At 60.8% G+C, this 13,727-nt stretch carries 13 protein-coding genes; 8 read left to right on the top strand and 5 right to left on the bottom strand.

Translation table 11 applies throughout. The features are described 5' to 3' along the window. Positions 1-7 precede the first annotated feature (7 nt). Positions 8-436 (top strand): PaaI family thioesterase, encoded by a 429-nt coding sequence (locus tag ACWF6P_RS09705; protein WP_452620887.1) that lies wholly within the window; start codon positions 8-10, stop codon positions 434-436. A 68-nt stretch (positions 437-504) separates the two neighbouring features. Here the strand turns inward: ACWF6P_RS09705 and ACWF6P_RS09700 are convergent, their stop codons facing one another. After that, a complete protein-coding gene (locus ACWF6P_RS09700) occupies positions 505-1,920 on the bottom strand; it encodes an NAD(P)/FAD-dependent oxidoreductase (protein WP_452620886.1) in 1,416 nt (471 codons plus the stop codon). A 410-nt stretch (positions 1,921-2,330) separates the two neighbouring features. Here ACWF6P_RS09700 and ACWF6P_RS09695 point away from each other — a divergent pair, with 410 nt between their 5' ends. Further along, positions 2,331-3,128: an ArsR/SmtB family transcription factor gene (locus tag ACWF6P_RS09695; protein ID WP_452620885.1), complete on the top strand. Its 798-nt coding sequence runs from the start codon at positions 2,331-2,333 to the stop codon at positions 3,126-3,128. Positions 3,129-3,519: 391 nt separating this feature from the next. Here the strand turns inward: ACWF6P_RS09695 and ACWF6P_RS09690 are convergent, their stop codons facing one another. After that, positions 3,520-3,801 carry a hypothetical protein gene (locus ACWF6P_RS09690; RefSeq protein WP_378533025.1) on the bottom strand — a complete coding sequence of 94 codons (282 nt, stop codon included), beginning with the start codon at positions 3,799-3,801 and terminating at the stop codon, positions 3,520-3,522. Between the two features lie 102 nt (positions 3,802-3,903). Here ACWF6P_RS09690 and ACWF6P_RS09685 point away from each other — a divergent pair, with 102 nt between their 5' ends. Genes ACWF6P_RS09685 through galE form a run of 5 tightly spaced genes read left to right on the top strand, consistent with a single transcriptional unit; the run spans position 3,904 to position 9,301 of the window. Next, positions 3,904-5,991, top strand: coding sequence for a glycosyltransferase (locus tag ACWF6P_RS09685; protein ID WP_452620884.1), 2,088 nt, complete (start codon positions 3,904-3,906; stop codon positions 5,989-5,991). A gap of 47 nt (positions 5,992-6,038) precedes the next feature. Then, a complete protein-coding gene (locus tag ACWF6P_RS09680; protein WP_378630130.1) occupies positions 6,039-6,311 on the top strand; it encodes a PqqD family protein in 273 nt (90 codons plus the stop codon). Positions 6,312-6,318: 7 nt separating this feature from the next. Further along, the gene (locus ACWF6P_RS09675; protein WP_452620883.1) at positions 6,319-7,197 is read left to right on the top strand and encodes a hypothetical protein; all 879 of its coding nucleotides are present in this window, start codon (positions 6,319-6,321) and stop codon (positions 7,195-7,197) included. After that, positions 7,176-8,306 (top strand): nucleotidyltransferase family protein, encoded by a 1,131-nt coding sequence (locus tag ACWF6P_RS09670; protein ID WP_452620882.1) that lies wholly within the window; start codon positions 7,176-7,178, stop codon positions 8,304-8,306. The genes ACWF6P_RS09675 and ACWF6P_RS09670 overlap by 22 nt, the downstream gene beginning before the upstream one ends. Then, positions 8,303-9,301, top strand: coding sequence for a UDP-glucose 4-epimerase GalE (gene galE, locus ACWF6P_RS09665; protein ID WP_452620881.1), 999 nt, complete (start codon positions 8,303-8,305; stop codon positions 9,299-9,301). The genes ACWF6P_RS09670 and galE overlap by 4 nt, the downstream gene beginning before the upstream one ends. A 7-nt stretch (positions 9,302-9,308) precedes the next feature. Here galE and ACWF6P_RS09660 read toward each other — a convergent pair whose 3' ends face one another. Further along, complete coding sequence (locus ACWF6P_RS09660) at positions 9,309-10,292, bottom strand: hypothetical protein (protein WP_452620880.1); 984 nt, start codon at positions 10,290-10,292, stop codon at positions 9,309-9,311. A 622-nt stretch (positions 10,293-10,914) separates the two neighbouring features. On the opposite strand from ACWF6P_RS09660, the gene ACWF6P_RS09655 reads away from it, so the two are divergent. After that, complete coding sequence (locus ACWF6P_RS09655) at positions 10,915-11,973, top strand: diguanylate cyclase domain-containing protein (protein ID WP_452620879.1); 1,059 nt, start codon at positions 10,915-10,917, stop codon at positions 11,971-11,973. Here ACWF6P_RS09655 and ACWF6P_RS09650 read toward each other — a convergent pair. After that, positions 11,962-12,435, bottom strand: coding sequence for a DUF5709 domain-containing protein (locus ACWF6P_RS09650; RefSeq protein ID WP_452620878.1), 474 nt, complete (start codon positions 12,433-12,435; stop codon positions 11,962-11,964). The two genes, ACWF6P_RS09655 and ACWF6P_RS09650, sit on opposite strands and share 12 nt — an antisense overlap. A gap of 73 nt (positions 12,436-12,508) precedes the next feature. Continuing rightward, a complete protein-coding gene (locus ACWF6P_RS09645) occupies positions 12,509-13,684 on the bottom strand; it encodes a lipase family protein (protein WP_452621006.1) in 1,176 nt (391 codons plus the stop codon). Positions 13,685-13,727: the final 43 nt, after the last annotated feature.

Below are 13,727 nucleotides of genomic sequence, written 5' to 3'. Positions count from 1 at the left end.
AGATGGCATGGTCGACACTGCTGAGACCGCAGAGATGATGAAACGGCTCGGAACGGGCTTCGACGCCATCATCGGCCTGGAATACACCGAACTGAGCCCAGATCGTGTGCGGGCGCAATGGACGGTCAAGCCCACGCTGCACCAGCCCGCAGGGATTCAGCACGGAGGCGTGTACTGCTCGGTGGTGGAGTCTCTCGCCAGCGTCGGTGGCACCGTGTGGCTGGGCGAGCGAGGTCACGTGGTCGGCGTCAACAACAACACCGACTTCCTGCGTGCAACGAGGGAAGGCACACTCACCGCAGAAGCCACCCCGATTCATCGCGGACGCACTCAGCAGCTCTGGGAGGTTCGCATCACCGACGAGAACGACAGACTCGTCTCCAAGGGACAGGTTCGCCTCGCGAACATCACCGAGGTGGCGAAGATCGGAAACTGAGAACACGGGAAAGGGTGGCAGTGGAGTTGAACTCCACTGCCACCCTTCGCCGTTCACTCAGGTACTGATCAGCCGGCAGCCTTCTGTTGCTTGCCTGCCGCCTTCTTCGACTCGCCGTTGGAAGCACTGCCGGACTCGGTCGCTTCCTTGTTCTTCTTCTCCAATTCGCCCATCGCGTTTCGCGCGAAGACCTGCTGCTCGGTGGACGCCATCTGAGCACGGCCACGCCCGAAGAACGTCACAGCCCATGACAAGAGCGTCGAGGCGCGCGAACGGAACCCGACCAAGTACAGAAGGTGAATTGCCAGCCAGGCAACCCATCCGATGAAGCCACTGATCTCGAGCTTGCCCACCTTGGCTACCGCGCTGAAGCGCGAGATCGTTGCCATGCTGCCCTTGTCGAAGTACTTGAACGGAATTCGCGCCGAGGGGGACTGACCATTCAGTTCCGCCTTGATCTGCTTGGCCGCGTACTTGCCGCCCTGCATGGCGACCTGAGCCAAACCGGGAAGCTTGTCGAGCGACATCATGTCGCCGATGACAAAGACATTGGGGTGTCCGGGAAGCGACAGGTCAGGATTGACCATCACGCGGCCGGCGCGGTCGGTTTCTCCGCCGCTCTGCTCTGCGAGCTGCTTGCCGAGAGGGCTCGCCTGAACCCCGGCAGACCACACCTTGCACTGCGACTCGATACGTCGAAGCGTGCCGTCCTTCTCCTTGATGATCAGACCGTCGTTGTCGACGTCGGTGACCATCGCGTCGAGCTGGATCTCTACGCCGAGCTTCTCGAGGGTCTCGGCTGCCTTACGGCTGAGCTTGCCGCCGTACACGGGCAGGACTGCAGGCGCGCCGTCCAGGAGCACAACACGTGCCTCACGCGGATCGATCTTGCGGAAAGCGCCGTCGAGCGTTCGGCGGGAAAGCTCGGCGATCTGTCCGGCCAACTCCACGCCGGTGGGGCCGGCGCCGACCACGACGAAGGTCAGCAAGCGCGCGCGCTCGGCAGGATCGTCCGACAGCTCAGCTTGTTCGAACGCGCCGAGGATACGTCCACGCAGTTCGAGGGCATCGTCGATTGTTTTCATGCCCGGGGCGAACTCTGCGAACTGATCGTTACCGAAGTACGACTGACCGGCACCTGCTGCCACGATCAGACTGTCGAATGGCGTTACCGTGACGCGTTCGAGCAGGCGCGAGGTCACAGTCCGGTTCTCGAGATCGATCGTCTCGACTTCACCGAGCAGTACCTGGGCGTTCTTCTGCTTACGCAGCACGAGCCTCGTAGCGGGAGCGATGTCCCCGACCGAGAGGATGCCGGTGGCAACCTGATAGAGGAGCGGCTGAAACAGATGGTGGGTTGTACGCGCGATCATCGTGATGTCGGCATCGGCTTTTTTGAGAGCCTGAGTGCCGAACAATCCTCCGAAGCCGGAACCGATCACCACTACGCGGTGGCGGTGCGGTTCAACCGACTGGATGCTCATTCCGTACTCCTCGAGTTCTAGGCGACAGTCCTACGGTAGTCCCACCGCGGCCGAGCTTCTCTGCGAGCAGGCCGTCGAACGCAGCAGGGTCCGAATCGATCAAGCGGCCTCGGAGGTGATCACTCCCGATGCGATCGGCTTCGCCGAACCGGGGGTGATCACCACTTTGTCGAGGTGTCGGCTACTGGCGGACCGACAAGATGAACAGTGCGATGCACCCGCCGACGAAAACCAGTATCGACAGGGCCACCGACGCGTACCCGACACCTACTCCAATTGCTGCCCAGTCCATGTGCCCAACCTCTCGTCTGCTGCGATCCGGGATTCAGATCACATTCACCTAGTGACATCACACCTCATCGATCCCCACTTTCGAAACCCGGCACGCCCAACCATTGACATGCAAGTAAATGCTTGCATATTGTGAAGTTGTGGACGACCGGATGAATGCAGTGTTCAAAGCTCTTGCCGATCCGACACGGAGGCTTCTTCTGGATCGCTTGTTCATAGCCAACGGTCAGTCGCTCGGCGACCTGTGCGACAGCCTGGACATGAGTCGACAAGCTGTCACGCAACACCTCACAGCGCTCGAGGATGCAAATCTGATCAGCACGGTTCGGCAGGGGAGATCCAAGCTTCATTATCTCAATCCCGTTGCGCTCGAGGAAATTCGAGAGCGATGGATCAAAAAGTTCGAGGTACCGCGCCTGAACGCGCTCAGTGCCGTCAAAAAACTCGCGGAGGAAGCCATGACCGACAAGCCCAGCTTTGTGTATGTCACCTACATCGCCAGCACAGCCGAGAACGTCTGGAAAGCACTCACGGATGCACAGGCCACTGCAGAGTATTGGGGACACAGCAACGTCTCCGATTGGCAGCCGGGATCGACGTGGGAGCATCGCCGGATCGATGGCTCGAACATCGCGGATGTAGTCGGCACCGTGGTCGAGAGCAACCCGCCGTCGAGGTTGGTTACCACCTGGGCCGATCCGAACGGTGAACCAGGCGTCGACATCTCGCGGGTGAGTTTCGACATCGAAGCCTTCGGCGCGATCGTGCGCCTGACCGTCAAGCACACCGATTTAGCGGACGAATCGGCTCGCATGGAGGTAGCGGGCGGATGGTCGGCGGTGCTGTCGAACCTGAAGTCCTATCTCGAGACCGGAAACACGCTTCCGGTGGCGCCGTGGGAGATGCCGGTCGGTTGACGGTTGTCGACCACGACAAACGTGTCCCCTGAACAGGAGGAATTCGCCGTACTTCGGCCCGAATTGTCGGCACGATCCGGTCTCAAATTCGCAAAAAGCCCAAATTCCGGCGCGTTCAGTCTGTAAAGTTGCCAGTTGGATGCTAGCGTTTGCCCCGACATCGGGTGAGGACGACCTCGTCTCGGACGCATGGGAGAAACGCTATGGGCGGCGACGCTTTTCAGAATGTTCCGGTTGATCGGCGCAAGTTCGTCAAGACAGTTCTAGCGGCCTCGGCGGTAACTGTGCCGGTCGTGACGTCGATCAGCCTCGGTGGTGCGGCGCCGGCCTTCGCAGCCGGTGACACGCCGAATCTTTCCGGAGCGCCTAGTCGTGGCCAGCAGAATCCGAATCAACCAGGCGGTGAACAACCGGGCGGGAACCAACCCGGAGGCAATACTCCGGGAGGGAACCAGCCGGGCGGAAACGAGCCGGGCAACCCCGGATCGTCGGGAAGTTCAGGATCGTCGGGAAGTTCGGGGTCCTCGGGTAGTTCTGGTAGTACCGGGAGTTCGGGATCAACTGGTAGCTCTTCAGGTTCGGGTGGAACGACGACCGCAAAGCCCACCGGGCCCACTGGGCCGACTGAGCCGACAGAGCCGACCGTCCCGACTGTGCCAACGGTGCCGACCACTCGCACCGAGCCGACCCTTCCGACCGTCCCGACTCTGCCGACGAACCCCACGGAACCCACGTAACCGACACAACGAAATTGGTTCCGAGTGAGCACACGACGATGACAGAGTTCGACGTCGCGCTACACCGCGCTCTGAAGAAGCTTCAGAGCGCGGGCCCAGTCCAGGTGAGGGAGACGCCGCCGCACGGAGAACCGGCTGATCTGACTATCGCAATCGCGACCTACGACGATTTCGACGGGGCGTACTTCACGATCCACTCGATCCTGGTCCATCATCGCGAGATTCTGGACAGAGTCGAGTTCGTCTTGTTGGACAACAACCCCGAGGGGTTGCCGGCGCCTATGCTCGAGTCGTTTGCGGGATACATCGATCGTTTCCGCTACATTCCGTTTACCGATGTTCGATCCACCGCAGTGCGGGATGTCCTGTTCCGCAAGGCAACCGGGAAGTACGTCCTGGTCCTCGATTCTCACGTGATCCTGGCACCTGGATCGCTGTCGGCCCTGCTGGCGTATTTCGATGCGAACCCGGAAACCGACGATTTGATCCAGGGACCGATGCTCTCCCAGGATTCCTCGCATATCGCGGCGACCCATATGGACCCCAAGTGGCGCAACGGAATGTTCGGCTCCTGGGGTGTTGATCCGCGCGCGAAGCAACACCCCGACGTGCCTTTCGAAATTGTCATGCAGGGCCTCGGCTCATTTGCCTGCAGGCGCGAGGCGTGGCCCGGATTGAACTCGCATTTCACCGGATTCGGAGGCGAAGAGGGGTACATCCACGAGAAGTTCCGAATCAACGGCGGCAAGGTCGTCTGCCTTCCGGCATTCGGTTGGCACCATCGATTCGAGCGCCCGGCAGGTGTCCCGTATCGAATAAATTGGGAAGATCGTGTTCACAATTACCTGCTCGGTTGGAGTGAAGTCGGTTGGGACCTCGGCTCACTCCATCGTCAGTTCTCCAAGTACCTCGGTGATTCGTATCCAGAGATTCGCCGCCGTGCCGAACTGAGCGTCCAGCGACCGGAACTGGTTTTCGGTGGGGTGATCGTTCTCAGCGATGACAGCCGAGTCGCTCCGTGGCGGTCATGCCTGGCGGAGGCCGAGTCGATCGAACTGACCGTTCACCGTGCCATTCCATCTCGAGAGGACGGTCCTGATGTGTGGAGGACGGCGTCCGCGTTGCTCGCCGGAATCGACAAGGCAATTCTGCTGGGCTGGAAGTCGGCGGTTTTCCTGGACGAGGAGCGCGTGATCGAACCCGCCCTCGCGTACAAACTGCGGAACATAACCGACGACCTCCCCACCGACGCCGATACGGCCGTGATCCACGCACACGGGGAAATCCTGACCGGGGCTGCACTGATTGTTCGTGCGGCGGCGTACCGAGCTTTGCGTGACGAACTCTCTCGTAACATCGACGGACTCGTGCCGACCGGCTTTTCACTGCCGGCGTATCTGCTCGAGCGGGGCGCAGTCGACGTTGTGCTCGATCGTCCACTGTCGCCCGCCCGGGTAGTGGGAGAACATAACTCGGATATCGAGGATTCGAACTCGGAACTCGGCGTTGTCGTCGTGAATCTCGACCTCGACATCGACCGATGGAAGGCGTCCTGGCATAGATTCATTCGCCTGCCGGGCGTAGCCGCGGTGGAGAGGGTCTCAGCTTTCGAGGACGTGATGAATCAGGAAGCGGCCTTTGCCGTCTCGTGGCGTCGCGCGGTCTCTCGGGCGACCGAGAAGGGCTGGGATTCGGTCCTCATCACTGCTGACGACGTCAGTTTGCTCGATGCGGCTGCCTCGATCCTGGACCATGCACGCGAAGAGCTCGATCACCGCGATTGGGATCTCGTCCAACTAGGACACGACCCGAAATCGAGGGACGGAGCTCTGCTCGTCGGTTCGGCACTCTTGCGCACCAGCCCCGAGAACCGTGGTGTCCACGCCGTTCTCGTCCATTCGCGCGCCTTCGAGCGAATTCTCGACGAGATTGCGGATCCGGAGTCAGATCCCGAAGCATTCGGAAAATGGGCGGGTCACTACCGAACTCTGGGCGAGTACCTGGTGGATGCGAGTGCCGGGGGAGCGCTCACGTGCCTGACGGTGGCACCCGGCATCGCCTCCACGCGCAGCCTGATTCGTTCGGGCGCAATCGAATCCGAATACTCACGACGCTTCGCGCTGTGAGACCACCACCAAAACGAAAATCGGATTCGCTGAATCAAGGAGACATCTTGACCGAACTACTCGAAGATGTGAGACCGCAACGCTCTCAGACGGTGGAGAGCAACGATCTCACCGACGGGGTTGTGCTGTACGACAGTTCCAGCGAGGTTGCCCATCACCTCAACCCAGTCGCGACGTTGGTGTGGGAACTGTGTGACGGCCGGACCGTCGGCGAGATCGTCCAGGCTGTGGCAGAGGTGCTCGAGATCCCTGACCACGACGCGGAGTCGGTAGTCACCGAGACGTACGGGCAGCTGAACACCTCGCGTCTGCTGGTGTGAGAATTCCGTGATCGGGAACGACGTACCGCAATTCCGGGCGCACTATCTGTGGGTTGACGCGATTGTGCGCGGTTTCGGCATACCAGAGGTCGGCGTCGTCGAGCATCGGATTGCCAGCCCCTGGCCTGCGGACAACAACGTCGACGTTCGGATTCAGCGGAATCGAGCGACATTCGGTCGCTGGGACGTCACCATCGAATCGACCATCGGTGGGGGCAATGAAATGCTGGTCGGTCTGGACGGTCTACATCTCGCGGAGAGTGTGTATCGCACGGTGCACCGGGATGTCATGACAGCCGCACAGGCCCAACAGTGGACACGCTTGCACGCCGCTCTGGTCGACTGCGACGGTACGAGAGTGGCGATCGCCGGGCATTCCGGGGCGGGCAAGACAACCTTGGCGCTCGCCCTTGCCCTGCGGGGTGCACAATTGCGTGCTGACGAAGGCGTCTTCATTCGTGGTACCGACGCTGTGGGCCTACCGCGGCGGGTTCACCTCAAAGCCGGTACGTTCGACGTCCTCCCGGAGATCAAAGCGCACGATTCGCTGTATCTTCCGTACGCCCCGCCGGTGTGGGCGTTGGACCCGTCAACCTTGCCTGCTGAACCGAACGTCGACTCGGCGGTTCGCGGAATCGACTTGGTGCTGATCCTCGATGGGTGGGACGAGGGTCCGACTCGACTCGCTCCGATGCCCGTATCCCAGGCGATACAGTCGCTGGCCGAGCAATCCGCATTGTGGTCCGACAATCACGGACTGACCCTGAGAAACATCGCTGCCTTACTCTCGAATGCCCCGTGCTACAGACTGATTCGGCACCACCGCGACACCGGCGCGGACACTGTGGAGGAACTGGTGGCGTCATGCGTGACACCCGGTATCTGATTTCCATGTTGGAACCCGAGTGTGGGGCCGATGTCATCCGCTTGTGTTCACAGCAGGATTGGCCCAGAGTCATCGACGCCGCTGCAAGGCACAAGGTGTTGCCGCTGCTCGCCTCCCGAGCAGTCGAGGCCGGCTTCGCATCGGTCCTGCCTGCGAGCTTCGCGGAAATGCTGTCGGAATCCTCGGCCACCGCATCGAGTCCGGAATTGACGCTGAGCCTTGTCCATCACCGAAACACCATTCGGATCTCGGACCTCGACGCGCAGCGAGTGGAACTGCAAGAGTTGTTACACAGCAACGGATTTCCGACGGTTGCGCTGAAGGGTGCGGCCCTTCTCGAGCGAAATGTCTGGCCGAACCCGGCAGCACGACGGATGACGGACATCGACCTCTTGGTGGTCGACCCCGCACACGCCGTTCCGGCCAACGAAGCGATCCTCGATTTCGGCTATCGAATGGTCCGCCCGGACGAAGTGGACTCTGACGCCATCGATCACGACGATCATCAGGAACCGGCACTACTTCGCGACGACCGTCATGGCTCCGTCGAAATCCATTCGCACCTGCTTCCGCGGTTCGCCCGTCACGCACTGACCCGAGAGGCCGCCGTCCGAAGAATCAGCCCGGAGGCGGATGGACACCGCCTTGCGATTGCCGACGTCACGCTGCACGTCATCGCTCACGCGCGGCTTGCCGATCGGGCCTTGATTCGAGCCGATTTGTCATTGAACAGCGTTTTCGACGTGGGGTACCTGATCGCTTCCGAACCCGCACTCGCTGTGACGCTCGCCCGACGCCAGTTGCCACGAGACGTCCGTCGGGCGGTGAACGTCCACTGGGCCGCCGTGGAATCGATCTTCGGCGTGAGCACCGGAGTGAGCACCACCACCGCGCGTTGGTGGTGGCAATGGACGTTGTGGTTGGCCGATCGCCCACGTCTGCACTCGCTCTACCGCGACCTGGTCATGGTGCCGCTCTTTCTCGACCGTGATCGGCTCTCGATCCGGGACGGACGGGACCTACGCGGATGGGACTTGGCGCGCGCACGCGTGTCTCACTTCGTCCGTCGTGCGAGGACTGCTGTCGAAGATGCCGGGGGAGCAGCATGAAAGTCCTGATTACAGGCGGAGCGGGATTCATCGGAAGCACCGTGGCGTCGAAGTGCGTCGACGCCGGGATCGATGTCGTGATCCTCGACAACCTGCTGACAGGCCGTGCCGAATTCGCCCATCGATTCCCGTTCTACTGTGGCGACATTGCGGACGAGAAACTACTCGACAAGATATTCACCGACCATCCCGATATCGGTGCGACAGTTCATTGTGCTGCCCTGATCGTGGTCGGAGATTCCGTCAGTAGCCCGGCGCGGTACTACGAGAACAACGTCTCCAAATCACTGGCGCTGGTTTCCAGTGTCCTTCGGAACGGGTGTGGGCGCTTCGTATTCAGTTCCTCTGCCGCGGTGTACGCGCCGGGCAAGGGCGGGTGTGTCGACGAATCCTCGCCGATCGAACCGCAGAGTCCCTACGCGCACAGCAAAGCTCAGTTCGAAACCATGCTCGACGACATCGTGGCAGCAACAGATTTGTCGGCGATATCTCTCCGCTATTTCAACCCGGTCGGAGCAGATCCGGAACTGCGAAGCGGAATACCATCGGCACGCCCGACGCACGCACTCGGAAAGCTCTTCGAATCATATTCGACAGGAACACCTTTCACAGTGACCGGAACGGATTGGCCGACGCGCGACGGGTCCGGAGTGCGTGATTACATTCATGTCTGGGACCTTGCAGACGCTCATGTTCGAGCACTACAACGGTTCGATCGGATCATCGCCGATTCATCGGGAATGACTGTCGTCAATCTGGGCAGTGGGCGGGGGACCACGGTGTGGGAGCTGGTTCGCACATTCGAGAATGTGCTCGGTGAAGATATCGACGTGGTCGTTGCCGACCGACGCACCGGTGACACTGCCGGCGCTTATGCGTCGAACGATCGTGCGTTGCGACTACTCCGGTGGGTTCCGACATTCACCCTGGAACAGGGGATCGAGGACACCGCGCGGTGGCTGGCAGTGCGGCCGCACCTGCTGAACTCGGTGTAGCCGAACGTCAGCCCGTCGGGTCGTCGTCAACGGTGATGTTGTTGCTACGTAGCCAGAAGGTGGCGTCCGGATCCCACCCGGCGAGCACGGTGGCCCCCGCGTTGGCCGACAACGGGATCGCGATGCCTGGAGTGGTCAGGTACGCCATCATCGTCAGGTGGACGGCGTCGTAGTCGTCGGCCACCGAGACCCAATCCGGGATGAACCAGTTGCGGAATTCACCGGTCGTGTCGTACCACACGGAGCGACGTGAAGCGGGCACAGGCAGGGGATAGGTGTCGACCAGATTTGCCCAGGCCTGCGGACCGGTGATCTCGTAGATGCGGGGCGCACCGTAGGTCCTTACCGGCTGCACCCGAGCCTCGTTCGAGGAGCTGTCTTCTTCGAGAAACACCCCGAGTGCCCCGATACCATCGCGGGCCCTGGTTGTTTCGGTTGTGCCGTTGGCAAAAGGGATAGACCACCATTCGCCTCCGATATGGCGGTCCGGATCTGCGTTCTGATACTCCAGAAACTGACGTTCGGTATCGAGCGCCTCAGCGCGCCACTGTTCAAGGCCGTCTTCCGTACGGTAAATCCGCACGGGTAAGTCCGACCAGCCGTAGATGGGATTTCGCTTCTCAACCAGATGCTGGTTCAGGAGGTCAATCGGCTCGGTCCACCAGGCAGAGTGTGGCGAGCCGAGAAGGGTCCGGGCGATCGGGTGTAATGCCGCAATGACCGCGGGGCGCACGAAGATCAAGTCTTCCTCGTCGGGCGGCTCCCAATAGCGTGCAAAATCCACGGCATACGCGAGACAGTGCAGAATCTCGAGTTCCGACATTTCGGTGATTGCTCGGACGTCAACAGCGTCGAGCACTTCGAGCGCATGTTCGGTCGATTGAGGCCAGTGTCTACCGGATGAGCGTGCATCGGGCTGGCACGCGTACCCGACATTCGCGCAGAACCGACGACCACGCGGTGAGCCGAGGACAAGCGCCACAGAATCCATGTGGGTAAAGCTAGCGGACGAGCTGACGGGGGACGTTCGAAAATCCATTACTTGACATAATGTAGATTATCGGCAAATTGTCGAACTGGCGATATCCGGCTTACGTGCAATTTCTTGCATTCGCCTTCGACGTCGCCTACCCATGTCGATCTGATGGTTTCATCTGCCGACTGTTCACACATTTCCGTCCGAGATCACTGACTGTCGTGGGCTGGCTTGGTCATTGTGACTCGACTGTCGCCGGCCGAGTTGCTACCGATCGACATCTGGCTTCGCCGGCGACTGCGGCTACGCCAAGTCGCTAGTTACCTAGTGACTCACCAAGCAAGATCGACCAATAAGCCCCCTGATCTGGATTGATGTTGATAAGCGCGGCTCGCCCACTTCCAGCCACCCCCTGTTAATTCGTCACTGTGACGTATTAAGGGCGACAGGCTGGACGCGAGTGCAGTTCCATTGTCATTGCCACGGACTACTATCGCCGCATGTGTTGTATTCGACCGGCCGCTTCTCATGGTCAGTGGCCGCGATGAGCGACACACCCAAGGTCGTGCACCGGTGGCTCGCAGTGCCAGACCAGTTTGACCGATTCACGCGATTCTTGCGCGACAACGGAATTCTGATGCCGACTCGGATAGGCATCGGCGTATTGGTTTTCCTCCTGGGTGTCACGATTCTGCTGAAGCGACTGGGCACCCACTCGGTACAGACCATCGGATTTCCGTTGGACGTCGTCGTCGCAGTGCTTGTGATGATCGGTGGAATTGCCCTGCCTGTCATTGCGACCACCCGTGAAAGGTCGTATTTCTTAGTCGTTACCGGAGACTTCGCTGTTGCGGTGATCGTGCTGGCTGAGGCGAATCCGGATCAGCGATTACTCGGATGTCTCGTCTTCGGGCTCGTCGGCTCGTACGTAGCCTTCTTTCACAACCTTCGAGCGCAACTGTGGCACCTCCTGTGGTCCGGGACGATTATCATTGTCGCCAGCATCGGGGTTTTCACGGACGCGCCTTCGTCAGCCTCAGACGTACTGGGACGCATTGCCTTTGCCATCCCTGTCATCACTGTCATACCGGTCGTCACACAGATTGCTCTTGCGCTCCTGAGCAACGACGCACAAAGCTCCGAACTCGATCCATTGACGGATCTGCTGAATCGGCGCGGACTGGCGCGGCGGACTTCCGAACTCCTACAAGCGAAATCCAGCCTCGATCAGTCTTTGCTGGTTGTGGTGATCGACATCGACAATTTCAAACACTTCAACGACACCTATGGCCACGACGTGGGTGACCGCGTCATCCTGCGGACCGCGTATCGACTCCACGACTGGGCCAGATCGGACGCAGCGATAGCTCGTATCGGCGGTGACGAGTTCGTCGTCGTTCAGATGATGCCGTTGCCCTATGTCGGCGACTTGCTCGCACGGATTCACCCCGTCATGAACTCCCCTACAGGCGAACCACTCTCGACGACAAGCATCGGCATAGCCGTACACAACGGCGGCTGGCCGGACGCGCAGGCAGCAGAAAGTGGCCTGCACGACCTACACCGCCTAGCCGATTCGGCGATGTACGAAAGTAAGAGGATGGGCGGAAATCACGTCCATTCGATCGTTCTCACCGATCAACAGCCACAACAGCCCCAACAGCCCCAACGGTCAGACGGTCGTTCAGTCCTCTGAGTCGTCGATCAGGTGCATCGCGGCTTCCTCCGCCGACGATGCGCCGCCGTCGATGCCGACGTCTCCGGCAATGAGTTCGCTTTCCTCGTCTTCGTATCGGCCCTCGTCGTCGGCTACGAGACGCCCGACGCGGCGGTTACCCACTTCGTCACCGTTCGGGAACTCTTCTTCCCGTTCGAATTCGTCGGCATCGGCGGGATCAATCAGCGGATCACCCAGCGACGCGTACGGATCGGGTTCTTCCTCGGCCAGGCGCTCGTCGAGGGTCTCCCCCGCTGATTCCTCGCTGCCGGTCAACCCGTGGGCATCAAGTCCCAGTGGGCGTTCCGGTGGTGAGATTCCCTCGTCGAGAATGTCGTCGACGCCTCGATCGATCAGAGTGTCTTCGGGTTGAAGCTGGTCGTCGGGATCGAGACTGTAATCGCCATTGCCGGCCGCGCCGGTGTCATCCGTGTCGCTCATGCACTCAACGATGCCACGGGCACACGGAGTTGGCCACGCGCCGCGCCTGCTCGATACATCACGCCGGAGATCTTCAGCACGACCGTGGCGCGGGCATTCCGTCGAATCTGTCCTGCAGATACTCGAAAGCGGTGGGCAGACCGAGGACCGCGGTGGTGAGGTGGTCCGGGCTGGGGAACAGTTGGGATTGAATCGTTGCTCCTGCGGCGCAGTACCTCGAAATGGTGTTGACCACCGAATCGATGGGAATCAGCACGTCGTCGGGCGTGTGCCATTCGAACACGGGGGCGGTCGGTACTCCTGGATAGAGTTCGACGCTGTTGTCGTCCATCACCTTTCGCACTTCAGGACTGGACAACAGGGAAGTCGACGTCGACACCTGGGAAGCGCTGCGCCCGGCGCCGACTCTCAGGATGTCGTTGGTGCAGGCATTGGTGAGTTCGGACCGCATCGACCGACCGAGGTCGTTGAGTTGGTTACCGAGAGGCAAGAGGTCGGGATACTCCCGCTCGAGGCCCATCGCTGCGGCGAAGGCGAGACCGAATGCCGGGTGCGGATCTTGCCCGAGTCCATTGGCCATCTTGGACAGATTCATCGGAACGCCGCCTTCGGCAACACCGACGAGGTTGACCTCGGGTGCGTAGGTCGGCGCCAGTGCAGCTGCCCACGCGGTGGCCATACCGCCACCGGAGTATCCAGCGATGCCGACTGGGCTGTCGCCGCTACGCAATTCGGGGACTTTCTGGACGGCGCGTATGCCGTCGAGCGTGATCTGTCCGCCCAGTCTTGCGGCGCCGTATGCGCTGTTGGGTCCGAGATGGTCGGGAAGCGCGATAGTCCATCCGCGCTGCAGAGCGACGTTGAGGATGGGTGCTTCACGGATGACGATGTTGGGATCCGATGCGTAGAGCGCTCGCGACGGCGCACAACCCGTTCCGAGTGCGTTGACGATGTGCTGATAGGAGAGCAGGGGGCCGTTTTGCGTTTGATTCGGCGGCACCAGGATAGTGCTGACCGCGGCAATCGGCTTGTTCTCGGAGTTCGTGGACCGGTAACTGACCTGCCAGATCGCGACGCCCGGAAAAGTCATCAGATCGGGGGCTCGCCGTACGGAGATCGGCGTGCCGGCACTCCCCTCGGCTGCTGCTTGCGAATAGAACGGGTCCGGGTCCGGTGCGGGATACGCGGGATCTGCCTGTGCAGTCCACCCGGAGAGCAGTGTGGCGGTCAGCGCCGCGGCAGTCAGCATCGATCCGGTAAACACGCGTTTGGTTCGCAGTTTCAACGTTTTC

Source organism: Rhodococcus sp. NPDC055024, assembly GCF_053608585.1.
This window is presented reverse-complemented; position numbering and strand designations above follow the sequence as displayed.